Consider the following 14,635-nt stretch of genomic DNA (forward strand, 5'->3'; position numbering starts at 1 on the left):
GGACAGCACGGGGTGCGCCGAGCTACGGACGGGGAAGCTTTACGATTCATTTACTTTTTCTCTCGGGGAGCACGCATGGGCACCGTGGCCGACCGACCGAGGGCCGCACGCGCCGCCCCGGTCATCGCCGCCGCCGCCGCGGGCGTCGTCGTCGCGGCGCTCGTCCTCGGCCGCTGGGTCGACGACCCGCGGCGGCTCGTGTGGTGGCATCCGGAGATCGTCGTGGCCCTGCTGTGGACCCCGGTCGCCGGGCTGCTGCTGCGCCGCCGCCCGCGGCTCGCCGTGGGCTGGCTCATGCTCGGCGCGGGGTGCAGCTCCGCGGTCTACGTCCTGTCGATCAACCTCGCCCCGTTCCTCGCCGAGCGCGGCGCGGCGGGCGCGGGCTTCTTCCACTGGCTCAGCCTGTGGCTGTGGGCGGTGGACGACTACTCGCTCACGCTCGTCCTGCCGCTGATCTTCCCGGACGGGCGGCTGGTGTCGCGCTGGTTCGCGCCGGTCCTCGCGCTCGCCTGCGCGATCCCGCTCATCGTGTGCGTCCACCTCACGATCGACCCGGACGTCCTGCGGTACCACAACGGCGTCTCGGCCTACCCGTTCCAGGACATCCCGCTGCCGATCAGCGCGGCGATCCTCGCCTGCCTCGTGCTCGGGTTCGTCGCGCTCGGGCTGCGGTTCGCGCGGTCCGCGCCGGACGTGCGGCGGCAGATCGTGTGGGTCATCTACCCCGGCGTCTTCTCGCAGACGATCACGTTCCTCGGCGAGTCGGTCCCGATCCACGACGCGGTCCGGGACGGCGTCGTCGCGGCCGTCCCCGTCTTCATCGCGTTCGCGATCACCAAGTACCGGCTGTACGACATCGACCTGCTCGTCAGCCGGACGATCGTGTACGCCGCGCTCGCCGCCATCATCACCGGCGTCTACTTCGCGCTCGTCGCCGCCGCCGGCCGCATCGCCGCCGACCACCTGCCCGTCGCGGGCGTCGTCGGCGCCATCGTGGCCGGAGCGGTGTTCGAGCCCGTCCGGCGGCGGCTCCAGCGCGGCGTGGACCGCCTCATCCACGGCGAGCGCGACCCGTACCGGATCGCGGACCGGCTCAACCGGCGGCTCCAGCCGATCTCCGACCCGCGCGCCGCGCTGACCGTCGCCGCCACGACCGTCCGCGAGTCGCTGCACGCCGCCGGGGTCGTGCTGGAGGTCGTGGACCGCGACGGCCAGACGATGTCGGTGACCTGCGGGGAGCCCGGCGAGCGCGCCCAGTCGGTGCCGCTGGTCTGGCACAGCGAGCCGGTCGGCCGCCTCACGCTCGGCGTCGCGCGCCGCACCGATCCGCGCGTCGCCGCCGTCCTGGCCCGCAACCTCGCCGAGCTCGCCAACGCGACCCGGCTGGCCATCGACGTGCAGCGCTCCCGCGAGCGCATCCTGCGGACCCGCGAGGAGGAGCGGCGGCGGCTGCGCCGGGACCTGCACGACGGCCTCGGCCCCACCCTCGCCAGCCTCGCCATGACCGCCGACGCCGCCCGTATCACCATGCGCGCCGACCCCGACGCCGCCGAAGGGCTCCTCGAACAGCTCCGCACCACGATCGGCCGCACCATCGGCGACATCCGCGACCTGGTGTACGGGCTGCGCCCGCCCGCGCTGGACGACCTCGGCCTCGCCGGGGCGATCCGCGCCCTCGGCGGCGTCGTCTCGACCGGCGACGGGCCGCGCGTGGACGTCCACGTGGACGGCGACCTGGACCGGCTTCCCGCCGCCGCCGAGGTCGCCGCCTACCGGATCGTCCAGGAGGCCCTGACGAACGTGTACCGGCACGCGAAGGCAGACCGCGCGGTGGTGCGGCTGCTCAGCCTGAACGGGGACCTGCACGTCACCGTGGGGGACGACGGGATCGGCGTCCGCGACCGGCCTCGCTCGGGCGTCGGCATGACCTCGATGCGCGAACGCGCCGCCGAACTGGGCGGCTCCTGCACGATCGGCCCCGGGCCCGGCGGCGGGACGCTCGTCAGCGCCCGGCTCCCGGTGAACGGCCTGCGCTCGTCCTGACCGGCGGCGGCTGCCCCCCTCGGCAGGAGGGCCGGTGACCGCCCCCCGCCAAGAAGGTCGCCACCGGCCCTCGGCTCCGCCGGAATCCGGGGCTCCCATCCCGAACTCCGGGGGCCTTCCACCAGAGGGTGTGCAGGAATGAAATTACGCGGTCCCGGTCCCGGCGGAGAGGGACAGAGGTCCCGACCTTGCCGGGATTGTGGGACGGGAGGGCTTCCCGGTCAGCGGGTCAGGGCCCCGGGGTCGAGCTCGCCCTCGGCGACCAGGACGGCCGGGCCCGCCAGGTACGCCGTCTCCTCCTCCAGCGTGACCGTCAGGCGGCCGCCGGGGACGTCCACCGTCCAGCGGCCCGGCGGGACCGGCTCGGCGCCCGGCTCGGCCAGCGCCGCCGCCAGGGCCACCGCCACCGTCCCCGTCCCGCAGGAGCGGGTCTCGCCCGAGCCGCGCTCGTAGACGCGCATCTCGACGTGGTGGTCCCCGACCGGGCGGAAGAACTCCACGTTCACGCCCTCCGGGTAGACCGCCGGGTCGTAGCCCGGGGCGCGCGACAGGTCCAGGTCCGCGACCGGGACGTCCACCCGGCACGCCAGGTGAGGGTTGCCGACCGAGACGCTGACGCCCGGCAGCTCGCGGCCGTCCAGCGTCGCGGCGCTCGTCCCGAGGTAGGACGGCAGGCCCATCGCGACCCGCACGTCGCCGTCCGCGCCGAGCGCGACCCGGCGCGGCCCCGACCGTGTCGCCACGTCCCACTCCCCCGGCTCCGCGAGGCCCGCCGCGACCAGGTAGCGCGCGAAGACCCGCACGCCGTTCCCGCACATCTCCGCGACGCCGCCGTCGTGGTTGCGGTAGTCCATGAACCACTCCGCGCCCTGCCCGGCCGCGTCCGCGCCCGCCGCCTTCGCGCGGACGACGCGCAGCACGCCGTCCCCGCCGATCCCGGCGCGCCGGTCGCACAGCCGCGCGACGGCCTCCGGCGTCAGCTCCAGCTCGCCGTCGGGGTCGGGCAGGATGACGAAGTCGTTCTCGGTTCCGTGGCCCTTGAGGAAGCGCATGCCTAGATCGTAGGCGGCGCGGAGCCCGCCGCGAGCGCCCGCTCCACCAGGTCGGGGGCGTCGTGCGGCAGCCACACCACGCGCGGGTCGCGGCGGAACCAGGACTCCTGGCGGCGCGCGAAACGGCGCGTCAGCCGGACCGTCTCGGCCCTCGCCTCGTCCTCGGTGCCCTCGCCCGCGAGGAACCGCAGCACCTGCGCGTAGCCGAGGGCGCGGGACGCGGTGCGGCCCCGGCGGATGCCCGCCTTCTCCAGCCTCCGGACCTCCTCGACCAGGCCCGCCGCCCACATCCGCTCGACGCGCAGCGCGATCCGCTCGTCCAGGACGTCGCGGGGCACCGCCACGCCGATCTGCACGGCGTCGCGCCGGTACTCGCGGGTCGGCATCGTCGCGCTGAACGGCCGCCCGGTGATCTCCACGACCTCCAGCGCCCGCACGATCCGGCGGCCGTTGCTCGGCAGGATCGCGTCCGCCGCGACCGGGTCCGCCGCGCGCAGCCGCGCGTGCAGCTCGCCGGAGCCGCGCTCGGCCAGCTCCGCCTCCAGCCGGGCGCGGACGGCCGCGTCGGTGCCGGGGAACTCCAGGCGGTCCAGCGCCGCGCGGACGTACAGGCCCGATCCGCCGACCAGGACGGGCGTGCGGCCGCGCGCGCGAATCCCGTCCAGGGCCGCGTCCGCGAGCCGCTGGTACTCGGCGACGCTCGCCGTCTCGGTGACGTCCCACACGTCCAGCAGGTGGTGCGGCACGCCGCGCATCTCGTCGGCGCGCAGCTTGGCGGTGCCGACGTCCATGCCCCGGTAGAGCTGCATCGAGTCGGCGTTCACCGCCTCGCCGCCCAGGCGCAGCGCCAGCTCGACGGCGAGGTCGGACTTGCCCGCCGCGGTCGCGCCGACGACCGCGATCACGTTCTCAGAGCCCACGTGCTTAATTGTGGCCCGTCCGGGGAGGGGGCGGGCCGTACGGGCGCGGCCCCCGCGCCACGCACCCGAGATCGGAGGACGCCGTGACGCTCACCGAGAAGATCAAGGACATCCTCGGCAAGAACACCGACAAGGCCAAGCAGGGCGTCGGCAAGGCCGGCGACATGTTCGACCAGAAGACCGGCGGCAAGTACTCCGACAAGGTCGACAAGGTCCAGAGCAAGGCCGACGAGTACGTGGACCGCAACCAGAAGGAGCGTTCCGCGGGCGGGACGGACACGCGCGGCGGACGGGCCTGACGCCCCGTCAGGACCCCGCGCGGGTCCACGCCGCGACGAGGTAGGTGACGTCGTAGGGGGCGTCCTCGGCCAGCAGCTCGCCGCGGAACGGGTCCGCGCCCGCCGCCCCCGCCAGGACCTGCCAGGCGGCCCGGCCGCCCGCGCGCACCGCGCGGGCCGCCGCCGGGTCGATCCCGGCCAGGGCCGCCGCGTCGGCGGCGCCGAGCGCGCGCGCCGCGGCGGCGTCGAACGGCCCGGCGAGGCCGGCCACGTCCCCGAGCGCCAGTTCCCAGCGGCTCGCCGAGGCGTCGCCCAGCACGAGCAGCGACACCCGGCCGGCGGACGCGGCCAGCTTCGCGCCGACCGCCGCGCACTCGGCCGGGTCGGCGTCCGCCGCGATCTCCTGGTAGCCGTCGGGGTCGCGGCCGAGCAGCCAGCGGCCGACCGTCAGCGACGGCGGCAGCGTCGGGGTCGCGGCCGGTCCGTAGACGCGGTCGAGGCCGAAGGGGCGCAGCGTGCCGGACGCTTCTGGGCCGTGCTCGCGCGTCCGCTCCCCGCCGCCGACGACGAGCAGCACGTCCCCGTCGAGCCGGTCCAGCGCCGCGCGGCACGCGGCGCGCACGCCGTCCAGCCGGGGCGCGGCGGACCCGGCCAGCTCCGGGACGAGCACCGGCGGGTGCGGGCACACCGCCGCCGAGGTCAGCACCGGTTCACGGCCGCGCTCACGGCCGCACGGAGCAGCCCGCGGCCGCGACCGGCGCGGGGCGGCCGATCGTCGGCATCCCCAGCGCGACACCGCCGCCGCCCGCGCCCTGCCGGGCCTCCCACGCGTCGCCCGCGCGCGTGCGGCGCACCGTCGCCGGGGCGTCCGCGACCAGGTGGTGCGGGGCCGCGTAGGTGATCTCGGTGGTGACCATGTCGCCGGGCCGGACGGGCTCGTCCGGCGCGCGGAAGTGGACGAGCCGGTTGTCGGCCGCGCGCCCCGAAAGCCGCTGCGTCTCGCCGTCCTTGCGGCCCTCGCCCTCCGCGACCAGCAGTTCCAGCGTGCGGCCGAGCAGCTTCCTGTTCTCCGCCCAGGAGATCTCCTCCTGCAGCGCCACCAGCCGCTCGTAGCGCTCCTGGACGACCGCCTTGGGCACCTGCCCGTCCATCGTCGCGGCGGGCGTGCCGGGCCGCTTGGAGTACTGGAACGTGAACGCGCTCGCGAACCGCGCCTCGCGGACGACGTGCAGCGTCTCCTCGAAGTCGGCGTCGGTCTCGCCGGGGAACCCGACGATGATGTCGGTGGTGATCGCCGCGTCCGGGATCGCCGCCCGCACCTTGCCGATGATGCCGAGGTAGCGCTCCTGCCGGTACGAGCGGCGCATCGCGCGCAGCACCGCGTCCGACCCGGACTGCAGCGGCATGTGCAGCGACGGCGTGACGTTCGGCGTCTCGGCCATCGCGGCGATGACGTCGTCGGTGAAGTCCTTCGGGTGCGGGGAGGTGAACCGGACGCGCTCCAGCCCCTCGATCCGCCCGCACGCGCGCAGCAGCCCCGCGAACGCCGACTGGCCGCCGCCCGTCATCGCCCGGACGTCCTCGGGCGCGTCGCCGAGCGCGCCGAACCCGCTGCCGTAGGCGTTCACATTCTGCCCGAGCAGCGTGATCTCGCAGACGCCCTCCGCGACCAGCGCCTCGACCTCCGCCAGGATCTCGCCCGGCCGCCGGTCGCGCTCCTTGCCGCGCAGCGACGGCACGATGCAGAACGTGCAGGTGTTGTTGCAGCCCACCGAGACCGACACCCACGCCGCGTACGGCGACTCGCGCCGCGTCGGGAGCGTGGACGGGAACGTCACGAGCGATTCCTCGATCTCCACCTGCGCCTCGTCCCGGACGCGCGAGCGCTCCAGGAGGGCCGGCAGCGCGCCGAGGTTGTGCGTGCCGAACACCACGTCCACCCACGGGGCGCGGCGCACGATCGCGTCGCGGTCCTTCTGCGCGAGGCAGCCGCCGACCGCGATCCGCATCCCGGGCCGTTCGGCCTTGACGGGCCGCAGCCGCCCCAGGTTGCCGTACAGGCGGTTGTCGGCGTTCTCCCGGACGGCACAGGTGTTGAACACCACCACGTCCGGGTCGGCGCCGTCGCCGGCGCGGACGTACCCGGCGTCCTCCAGCAGACCCGACAGCCGCTCGGAGTCGTGGACGTTCATCTGGCACCCGTAGGTACGGATCTCGTACGTGCGGGGGCCGTTCTCGATAGGCGCACTCATGACGGACCCAAGCGTACGCGGCGCGGCGGCCCGGACGCCCGCGGGCGGCCGTCCGCAATGGCGCACTCCGCCGCCGACGTGCGGATTCGTGATCGGATCGGAATCGCGCGGTGGCTTGCCCGACAATCCCCGTCCCGTACAGTCATCCCACATGACGGACAGCAAAGGCGAGCTCACCAAGGGCGGCGGGCTCGAGGACGACGTTCCCTCCGACGTCCCCGCCGGGGGCCCGCTGGTCGAGGTCAGGGACGTCAACAAGCATTTCGGGGAACTGCACGTCCTGCGGGACGTCAACCTGACCGTCGAGCGCGGCGAGGTCGTGGTCGTCATCGGCCCGTCCGGCAGCGGGAAATCCACGCTGTGCCGCTCGATCAACCGGCTGGAGCCGATCGACTCCGGTTCCATCCTGGTCGACGGAAAGCCGCTGCCGCAGGAGGGCAGGGAACTCGCCCGGCTGCGCGCGGACGTCGGCATGGTGTTCCAGTCGTTCAACCTGTTCGCCCACAAAACGATCCTCGAGAACGTGACGCTCGGGCCGGTGAAGGTCCGCAGGGAACGTAAAGAGGAAGCCGAGAAGTACGCGCTGGAACTGCTCGACCGGGTCGGCATCGCCAACCAGGCGCAGAAGTACCCGGCGCAGTTGTCCGGCGGTCAGCAGCAGCGCGCCGCCATCGCCCGCTCGCTGGCGATGCGGCCCAAGGTCATGCTGTTCGACGAGCCGACCTCGGCGCTCGACCCGGAGATGATCAACGAGGTCCTGGACGTCATGACCGGCCTCGCCCGGGACGGCATGACGATGATCGTGGTGACCCACGAAATGGGGTTCGCCCGGCGGGCGGCGCAGAAGGTCGTCTTCATGGCGGACGGGCAGATCGTGGAGTCCAACACGCCCGAGGAGTTCTTCACCAACCCCGAGAGCGACCGCGCGAAGGACTTCCTGTCCAAGATCATCACCCATTGAACCTCGCCCGCCGGCGAGCCGCGCGAAGCCCCCGCCCGGCTCCCACGGGGGAACACGGCAGAAAGCAGAGGTAACGAAAGCATGCGATTCCGTCGTTTCGGCGCCCTCATCGGCGTGGCGACCGCGCTGTCCCTGGCCGTCACCGCCTGCGGCAGCGACTCGGAGAAGACCGAGGCCAAGTCCGTCGCGCAGAAGGCGAAGGACACCAAGAAGATCACGATCGGCATCAAGTTCGACCAGCCCGCGCTGGGCCTGAAGAAGCCGGACGGGACCTTCGAGGGGTTCGACGTCGACGTCGCCCGCTACATCGCCAAGCAGCTCGGCGTCCCCGAGAGCGGCATCACCTTCAAGGAGGCGCGCTCGGAGAACCGCGAGTCGTTCCTCGGCGGCGGCCAGGTCGACCTCGTCGTGGCGACCTACTCCATCACCGACGCGCGCAAGCAGCAGATCACGTTCGGCGGCCCGTACTACGTGGCCCACCAGGACACGATGGTCCGCGCGGACGACAACAGCATCACCAAGCCGCAGGACCTCAAGGGCAAGAAGCTCTGCAAGGCGGCCGGCTCGAACTCCTTCCGCCGCGTCACCGAGGGCGGCCCGGACGGCAAGCTCGACATCAAGGGCGTGAAGCTCGTCGACGCCACCGGCTACTCCGACTGCGCCGCGAAGCTGAAGGCGGGCGCGGTGGACGCGGTCAGCACCGACGACCTGATCCTCGCCGGCTTCGCGAGCCAGCAGAAGGGCTCGTTCAAGGTCATCAACCAGCCCTTCACCGACGAGAAGTACGGCGTCGGCATCAAGAAGGGCGACACCGAGACCTGCAAGGCGGTGGACGACGCCATCACCAAGATGTACTCGGACGGCACGGCCAAGAACCTGCTGGACAAGTACTTCGGCGGCACCGGCCTGAAGCCGACCACGACCGTTCCGCAGTTCGAGGCCTGCGCCTGACCTGCCGCTGAGGCCCGCCGCGCCGCGCCCCGCCCGCCTTTCCCGGGCGGGGCGCCGGCCCGGCCTTCACCCGCTGGAACGCCATGGAACTATCCGACCTGTTCGATTTCGGCCCCTTCTTCGACAATTTCGACGCCATTCTCGACGGCTTCTGGGCGACGATCCGGCTGTCGTTGGCGGCCGGGGTCCTCTCGCTGATCATCGGGACGATCCTGGCGAGTTTCCGCGTCGCCCCCGTGCCGGTCCTGCGGGCCGCCGGGACGGTGTACGTGAACATCGTCCGCAACACGCCGCTGACGCTCGTGCTGATCATGTGCTCGCTCGGGCTCAACGACATCCTGGCGCTGACGTTCTCCGACGACAGCGGCACGACCTACTACTGGTGGGCCGTCCTCGGGCTGTCGGCGTACACGGGCGCGTTCGTCTGCGAGGCGCTGCGGTCGGGCATCAACACCGTCCCGATCGGCCAGGCCGAGGCCGCGCGGTCGCTCGGGCTGACGTTCTCCCAGTCGCTGCGCATGATCATCCTGCCGCAGGCGTTCCGCGCGGTCATCGCGCCGCTCGGCAGCGTGTTCATCGCGATGATCAAGAACACGACGGTCGCGACCGCCGCGAGCTACGCCGAGGTCGTCACGCAGATGAAGACCCTGCTGGACCTGCCGTCGTTCACCAGCGGCGCGATCCCCCTGTTCCTGGGCGTCGCGATCGGCTTCCTCATCCTCGTCCTGCCGACCGGCTACTTCTTCGGCTGGCTGGCCAAGCGAACGGCGGTGGTCCGATGAGCGGCCAGGCCAACGTCCTGTTCGACCTGCCGGGGCCCCGCGCGCGGATGCGGCACCGGATCGCCACCGGCGTCGCCGCGCTGGTGTTCGCCGGGATCGTCGCGGCGTTCGTCGTCCGGATGGACCACAAGGGCCAGTGGGCCGGGTCGCTGTGGAGCCCGTTCCTGAAGTCGGAGGTCTGGGAGAACTTCATCCTGCCGGGCCTGAAGAACACGCTCGGGGCCGCCGCCGTCGCGACGGTGCTGGCGCTGGTGTTCGGCGCGGTGTTCGGCATCGGGCGGCTCTCGGAGCACGGGTGGATTCGCGTGCCGTGCGGGATCGTCGTGGAGTTCTTCCGCGCGATGCCGCTGCTGATCATGATCTACCTGGCGTTCTTCCTGCCGAACAAGATCAGCCCGGTGATCGCGGAGTCCCCGTTCGGGACGCTGCAGCGCAACCTCGTCGACTACTTCTTCTCGATCTTCGGGGTGAGGATCGACGCGGGGACGATCACCGTGCCCGCGTTCGCGGCCGTGGTGTTCGGGCTCGTGCTCTACAACGGCTCAGTGTTCGCCGAGATCGTCCGCGCGGGGATCAACTCGGTGCCCAAGGGGCAGTCGGAGGCCGGGTACTCGATCGGGCTGCGCAAGAGCGGCGTGCTGCTGCGGATTCTGCTGCCGCAGGCGGTGACGGTCATGATGCCGTCGATCGTGGCGCAGATCGTCGTCCTGCTGAAGGACACCGCGATCGGGTTCATCATCGCCTACCCCGAACTGCTCAACCAGGCGTTCAAGGGCATCCCGCCCAACTACGACAACAACATCCTCCAGGCGGGGATCGTCGTCGGCGCGATCTACATCGCGATCAACCTGCTGGTCAGCCGGTTCGCGGTGTGGCTGGAGGCGCGCAGCCGCCGCAGCCGCAAGACCTCGGCGCGGACGATGGGCGCGGGCGGCGCGCCGCCCGCCGCCGGGATGGCCGCGACCGCGACGGCCACGGGCGACGACTGACGCCCGTACGCGCGCACGGGTCGCCAAGCACGAGTCGCCAGGCACGAGTCGCCAGGCACGAGTCGCCAGGCACGGGGCGCCGCCGGGAATCCGGCGGCGCCCCGTCCGGTTTGTGCGGACATGAACGACGTGGACGTGGCCGTCATCGGAGCCGGGCAGGCGGGCCTGTCGGCGGGGTACTTCCTGCGCCGCGCGGGGCTGTCGGCGGTGCTGCTCGACCACGCGGACGGGCCGGGCGGCGCGTGGCGGCACCGGTGGCCGACGCTCACCCTCGGCAAGGCGCACCACGTCCACGACCTGCCGGGGATGCCGCTGGGCGAGCCGGACGCGGCGCGGCCCGCGTCGGAGGTCGTCGCGGAGTACTTCGGACGGTACGAGCGGACGTTCGGGCTCGACGTGCGGCGGCCCGTGGACGTCTCGTCCGTCTCCGCCGAGGACGACGACCCGCACGGCCGCCTGCTGCTGGCCACGTCCGGCGGGACGTACCGCGCCCGCGGGGTGATCAACGCGACGGGCACCTGGGAGCGGCCCTTCTGGCCGTACTACCCGGGGCGGGAGACGTTCCCCGGCCGCCAGCTCCACACCGCCGACTACCGGGGGCCGGACGCGTTCGCGGGTCGCCGCGTCGTCGTGGTCGGCGGCGGCGCGTCGGCCGTCCAGGCGCTGCTGGAGATCGCCGACGTCGCCGCCTCGACCGTCTGGGTCACCCGCCGCCCGCCGCTGTGGAACGACGTCCCGTTCGACGAGGACTGGGGGCGCGCCGTCGTCGCCCGCGTCGCGGACCGCGTCCGGCGCGGCCTGCCGCCGGAGAGCGTCGTCGGCGCGACGGGCCTCGCGCTCACGCCCGAGGTCCGCGACGGGATCACGCGCGGCGTCCTGGCGCGGCGGCCGATATTCGAGCGCGTCACCCCGACCGGCGTGGCCTGGGCCGACGGCACGACCGCCGACGCCGACGTCATCCTGTGGGCGACCGGGTTCCGCGCCGCCCTCGACCACCTCGCGCCGCTGCGGCTGCGCGGCCCCGGCGGCGGCGTCCCGCTCGACGGGGCCCTCACCACGCGCGTCGCCGCCGACCACCGCGTCCACCTTCTGGGTTATGGCCCGTCCGCGAGCACGATCGGGGCGAACCGGGCGGGGCGCGCCGCCGTCCGCGAACTCGCCCGGACGCTGGCGGAAGCCCTCGCACGGGTCTCCGCACGGGCCCCCGCACCAGGGGCGACGATCGTCACCGGAGTCTGAGACCTCCCCGCTGAGAGGCTTGTTTCTTTTGGAGGTCAACTGCCCCGTCATGGCCCCAACCGACCTTCCGATGCGGGACGATTCGCATATGACCGCTCGTGCGACCCTCCCCTACGGCTCCTGGCCCTCCCCCATCTCCGCCGCCGACGTCGCCCGCGCCCGGCTGCGCCTCAGTTTCCCCCTGGTCTCGGGTTCCCGCGTGTGGTGGCAGGAGACCCGCCCGGACGAGGGCGGCCGGACGACGGTCATGCTCCTCGACGCCGGCGGCGACCCCGTCGAGCTGCTCCCCGCCCCGTGGAACGCGCGCACCCGCGTCCACGAGTACGGCGGGCGGTCCTACCTGCCGATCCCCTCCGGCTCCGGCCACACCCTGCTGTTCTCGAACTACGAGGACCAGCGGCTCCACCTCCTGGACCCCGGCGACGCCAAGCCGCGCCCGCTGACGCCCGAGCCCGCCCGGCCCGGCGGGCTGCGCTACGCCGACTACGTGCTGTCGCCCGACGCCACGGAGGTCTGGTGCGTCTGCGAGGGGCACACGCCGGACGGCATCCGGCGGGCGATCGTCGCGGTCCCGCTCGACGGGTCCGCCGCCGACAACCCCGCCGCGATCCGCGAGATCGTCACCGGGGACCACTTCTTCGCGTCGCCCGCCCCGTCCCCGACCGGCGGGCACCTGGCGTGGGTCCAGTGGAGCCACCCGCGGATGCCGTGGGACGGCACCGAGGTGCGCGTCGCGGCGCTGGAGGACGGGCGGGCCGTCACGCCGCGCACCGTCAAGGGCGGTCTCACCGAGTCGGCGCTCGCGCCGCTGTGGGTCGGTGAGCAGGCGCTGTACGTCGTGTCGGACTGGCCGGGATTCTGGAACATCTACCAGGTCGGGCTGTACGGCGAGTCGCCGCAGGCGCTCTACCCGGCCGAGGAGGAGTTCGCCGACGCGCTCTGGCAGCTCGGCGGGATGCCGTACGCGCAGCTCGGGGACGGGCGGCTCGCCGTCCTGCACGGCGAGGGCGACCAGCGGCTCGGCGTCTACGACCCCGACACCCTCGACCTCGTCGACCTCGACCTGCCCTACAGCGACTGGTCGATGTCGCTGTCCGCGGACGGCGCCGTCGTCGTCGGCGTCGCGGGCGGGCCGGACACCGCCACCGCCGTCGTCCGCGTCGACACCGCCACCGGCGCGGCCGAGGTCCTGCGCAGCGAGCTGGACGAGCTGCCCGACCCGGCCTACCTGCCGACGCCGCGCCCCGACCGGCTCGACGGCACGTTCGGCCGCGCCGTCCACGCCTACGTGTACGAGCCCGCGAACCCCGTCGCGGAAGGGCCCGCCGACGAGCTGCCGCCGTACGTGGTGTTCGTCCACGGCGGCCCGACGAGCCGCGCGTCCCAGCGGCTCGACCTGGAGCGCGCCTACTTCACCAGCCGCGGCATCGGCGTCGTGGACGTCAACTACGGCGGCTCCACCGGCTACGGCCGCAGCTACCGGGAGCGGCTGCGGCGGCAGTGGGGCGTCGTGGACGTCGAGGACGCCGTGTCCGCCGCCCGCGCCCTCGCCGACGCCGGGTTCGCCGACCCCGAGCGCCTCGCGATCCGCGGCGCGAGCGCGGGCGGCTGGACGACGCTCGCCGCGGTGACGTCCACCGACGTGTTCAAGGCCGCGACGTCCTACTTCGGCATCAGCGACCTCAAGAGCCTCGCCGCCGCCACCCACGACTTCGAGTCGCAGTACCTCTTCGGCCTGATCGGCCCGCTGCCCGGCTTCGAGCGCGCCTACGAGGAGCGCTCCCCGCTGAACCGCGCCGACGCCACGGCCTGCCCGGTCCTGCTCCTGCAGGGCGCCGACGACCCGGTCGTCCCCCCGGACCAGTCGGAACGCTTCGCCCAGTCCCTCGCCGCCCAGAAGATCCCCCACGCCCACCTGACCTTCGAGGGCGAGGCCCACGGCTTCCGCCGCTCCGAAACGGTCACGACCTGCCTGGAAGCGGAGCTCTCCTTCTACGGCCAGACCCTGAACTTCACCCCCCGAGGCGTCCCCACCCTCACCCTGAACTGACCCCGCCCGCCCCCTCACCCCCGCTGACCGCGTCCCCGCCCCTGATGGACGCAGCACGGGAGTGGGCGGGTGCGCCGCCAAGGGGTCCACGGGTTGGCGGGTGCGCCGCTGAGAGGTTCTGCGGGTCGGCGGTTGAGCGGGCGGGCCGCTAGGAGGATCTGCGGGTCGGCGGTTGAGCGGGCGAACCGCTGAGAGGATCTGCGGGTCGGCGGTTGAGCGGGCGAACCGCCGGAAGGATCTACGGGTCGGCGGGTGCGCCGCTGGAAGGATCTGCGGGTCGGCGGTTGAGCGGGCGAACCGCCGGAAGGGTCCACGGGTCGGCGGGTGGGCCGCCGGGAGGGTCGGCGGTTGGGCGGGTGCTGACGGGGTTGCGGGTTGCGGGTGGGGGTTAGTCGGGCGGGGCGTCGAGCCCTTGGGGAAGGTCTGCGCCTTCGGCTTCCAGAGCTTCGCGGACCACGCGATAGGCGATGCCCGAGGAGTAGCCCTTGCGGGCCAGCATTCCTACCAGGCGGCGGGTCCGCTTCACCGAGTCCACGCCCCGGGTCGAGCGGAGTTTGCGTTCCACCAGGGCTCGGGCGGTCTGCTCTTCCTGCTCGGGGGCCAGTTCCTCGACGGCCTCGTTCACTGTCTCGGAGTCCACGCCGCGTCGGCGTAGTTCCGCCGCCAGTGCTCTGCGCGCGAGGCCGCGCCCCGCGTGGCGGGAGCGCACCCATGCCTGCGCGAACGCCTCGTCGTCGATCAGTCCGACGTCGGTGAAGCGGCCCAGCACGCGTTCGGCCACCGTTTCATCGACGCCCTTGCGTTGCAGCGCGGCGGCGAGCTGGGCTCGGGTCCGGGGAGCACTGGCGAGCATTCGCAGACAGATTTCCCGCGCGCGGCTTTCCGGGTCGGTGTTCTCCGATCTCCGCGCACTCTGACGGCCTGCTTCGCCGTCCTCGCCTGCCGCATCCGGTTCGCGTCGGCCCGGTCGCTCGCTCCCTGGGCCGCTCCGGCGTGAACCGCCCCGGCCCGATCCCGACCGGCTTGAATCACCCCAGCTCGAACCGGCCCGACCCGCCCCCTTCCAACCGGCCCCGACCCGACCCGACCCCACGCCACTCGACCCGCCCGAGCCCGAC

The 14,635-nt window shown here is 73.4% G+C and carries 13 protein-coding genes; 8 read left to right on the top strand and 5 right to left on the bottom strand.

Annotation, left to right across the window (positions count from 1 at the left end):
- Positions 1-75 precede the first annotated feature (75 nt).
- Positions 76-2,043 (top strand): sensor histidine kinase, encoded by a 1,968-nt coding sequence (locus G339_RS0125860; protein WP_019633969.1) that lies wholly within the window; start codon positions 76-78, stop codon positions 2,041-2,043.
- Between the two features lie 221 nt (positions 2,044-2,264).
- Here the strand turns inward: G339_RS0125860 and dapF are convergent, their stop codons facing one another.
- A complete protein-coding gene (dapF, locus tag G339_RS0125865; protein ID WP_019633970.1) occupies positions 2,265-3,095 on the bottom strand; it encodes a diaminopimelate epimerase in 831 nt (276 codons plus the stop codon).
- Between the two features lie 2 nt (positions 3,096-3,097).
- Positions 3,098-4,000 carry a tRNA (adenosine(37)-N6)-dimethylallyltransferase MiaA gene (gene miaA / locus G339_RS0125870; RefSeq protein WP_019633971.1) on the bottom strand — a complete coding sequence of 301 codons (903 nt, stop codon included), beginning with the start codon at positions 3,998-4,000 and terminating at the stop codon, positions 3,098-3,100.
- A 98-nt stretch (positions 4,001-4,098) separates the two neighbouring features.
- Between miaA and G339_RS35315 the strand changes: the two genes are divergently transcribed.
- Positions 4,099-4,314, top strand: coding sequence for an antitoxin (locus G339_RS35315; RefSeq protein ID WP_019633972.1), 216 nt, complete (start codon positions 4,099-4,101; stop codon positions 4,312-4,314).
- A gap of 7 nt (positions 4,315-4,321) precedes the next feature.
- Here G339_RS35315 and G339_RS0125880 read toward each other — a convergent pair whose 3' ends face one another.
- Complete coding sequence (locus G339_RS0125880; RefSeq protein WP_019633973.1) at positions 4,322-4,999, bottom strand: class III extradiol ring-cleavage dioxygenase family protein; 678 nt, start codon at positions 4,997-4,999, stop codon at positions 4,322-4,324.
- 16 nt (positions 5,000-5,015) lie between these two features.
- Positions 5,016-6,545, bottom strand: a complete 1,530-nt coding sequence (gene miaB, locus G339_RS0125885) for a tRNA (N6-isopentenyl adenosine(37)-C2)-methylthiotransferase MiaB (RefSeq protein ID WP_026341779.1) — start codon at positions 6,543-6,545, stop codon at positions 5,016-5,018.
- Between the two features lie 151 nt (positions 6,546-6,696).
- On the opposite strand from miaB, the gene G339_RS0125890 reads away from it, so the two are divergent.
- From G339_RS0125890 to G339_RS0125915, 6 genes are all read left to right on the top strand, one after another.
- Positions 6,697-7,506: an amino acid ABC transporter ATP-binding protein gene (locus G339_RS0125890; RefSeq protein ID WP_019633975.1), complete on the top strand. Its 810-nt coding sequence runs from the start codon at positions 6,697-6,699 to the stop codon at positions 7,504-7,506.
- An 81-nt stretch (positions 7,507-7,587) separates the two neighbouring features.
- Entirely contained in the window at positions 7,588-8,457 is an 870-nt protein-coding gene (locus G339_RS0125895) for a glutamate ABC transporter substrate-binding protein (protein ID WP_019633976.1), read from the top strand.
- Positions 8,458-8,540: 83 nt separating this feature from the next.
- The gene (locus tag G339_RS0125900; protein ID WP_019633977.1) at positions 8,541-9,239 is read left to right on the top strand and encodes an amino acid ABC transporter permease; all 699 of its coding nucleotides are present in this window, start codon (positions 8,541-8,543) and stop codon (positions 9,237-9,239) included.
- The gene (locus G339_RS35320; RefSeq protein WP_019633978.1) at positions 9,236-10,228 is read left to right on the top strand and encodes an amino acid ABC transporter permease; all 993 of its coding nucleotides are present in this window, start codon (positions 9,236-9,238) and stop codon (positions 10,226-10,228) included. Before G339_RS0125900 ends, G339_RS35320 begins: the two co-directional genes overlap by 4 nt.
- Before the next feature lie 120 nt (positions 10,229-10,348).
- Complete coding sequence (locus G339_RS35325) at positions 10,349-11,467, top strand: NAD(P)-binding domain-containing protein (protein ID WP_033324356.1); 1,119 nt, start codon at positions 10,349-10,351, stop codon at positions 11,465-11,467.
- Positions 11,468-11,555: 88 nt separating this feature from the next.
- Positions 11,556-13,517, top strand: coding sequence for a S9 family peptidase (locus G339_RS0125915; protein ID WP_019633980.1), 1,962 nt, complete (start codon positions 11,556-11,558; stop codon positions 13,515-13,517).
- Between the two features lie 388 nt (positions 13,518-13,905).
- On the opposite strand, the gene recX is transcribed toward G339_RS0125915, so the two are convergent.
- On the bottom strand, positions 13,906-14,610 hold the full coding sequence (gene recX / locus G339_RS35330) for a recombination regulator RecX (RefSeq protein WP_084693414.1): 705 nt from the start codon (positions 14,608-14,610) through the stop codon (positions 13,906-13,908).
- Between the last annotated feature and the right edge of the window lie 25 nt (positions 14,611-14,635).

Origin of the sequence: Actinomadura atramentaria DSM 43919, from assembly GCF_000381885.1 — a bacterium.
Lineage (GTDB): Bacteria > Actinomycetota > Actinomycetes > Streptosporangiales > Streptosporangiaceae > Spirillospora > Spirillospora atramentaria.

Bases quoted from the DNA above. Each gene is read 5' to 3' on its own strand.
- G339_RS0125860 (WP_019633969.1), top strand. From the start codon at position 76: ATGGGCACCGTGGCCGACCGACCGAGGGCCGCACGCGCCGCCCCGGTC.
- dapF (WP_019633970.1), bottom strand. From the start codon at position 3,095: ATGCGCTTCCTCAAGGGCCACGGAACCGAGAACGACTTCGTCATCCTG.
- miaB (WP_026341779.1), bottom strand. From the start codon at position 6,545: ATGAGTGCGCCTATCGAGAACGGCCCCCGCACGTACGAGATCCGTACC.
- G339_RS0125890 (WP_019633975.1), top strand. From the start codon at position 6,697: ATGACGGACAGCAAAGGCGAGCTCACCAAGGGCGGCGGGCTCGAGGAC.
- G339_RS0125895 (WP_019633976.1), top strand. From the start codon at position 7,588: ATGCGATTCCGTCGTTTCGGCGCCCTCATCGGCGTGGCGACCGCGCTG.
- G339_RS0125900 (WP_019633977.1), top strand. From the start codon at position 8,541: ATGGAACTATCCGACCTGTTCGATTTCGGCCCCTTCTTCGACAATTTC.
- G339_RS35320 (WP_019633978.1), top strand. From the start codon at position 9,236: ATGAGCGGCCAGGCCAACGTCCTGTTCGACCTGCCGGGGCCCCGCGCG.
- G339_RS35325 (WP_033324356.1), top strand. From the start codon at position 10,349: ATGAACGACGTGGACGTGGCCGTCATCGGAGCCGGGCAGGCGGGCCTG.
- G339_RS0125915 (WP_019633980.1), top strand. From the start codon at position 11,556: ATGACCGCTCGTGCGACCCTCCCCTACGGCTCCTGGCCCTCCCCCATC.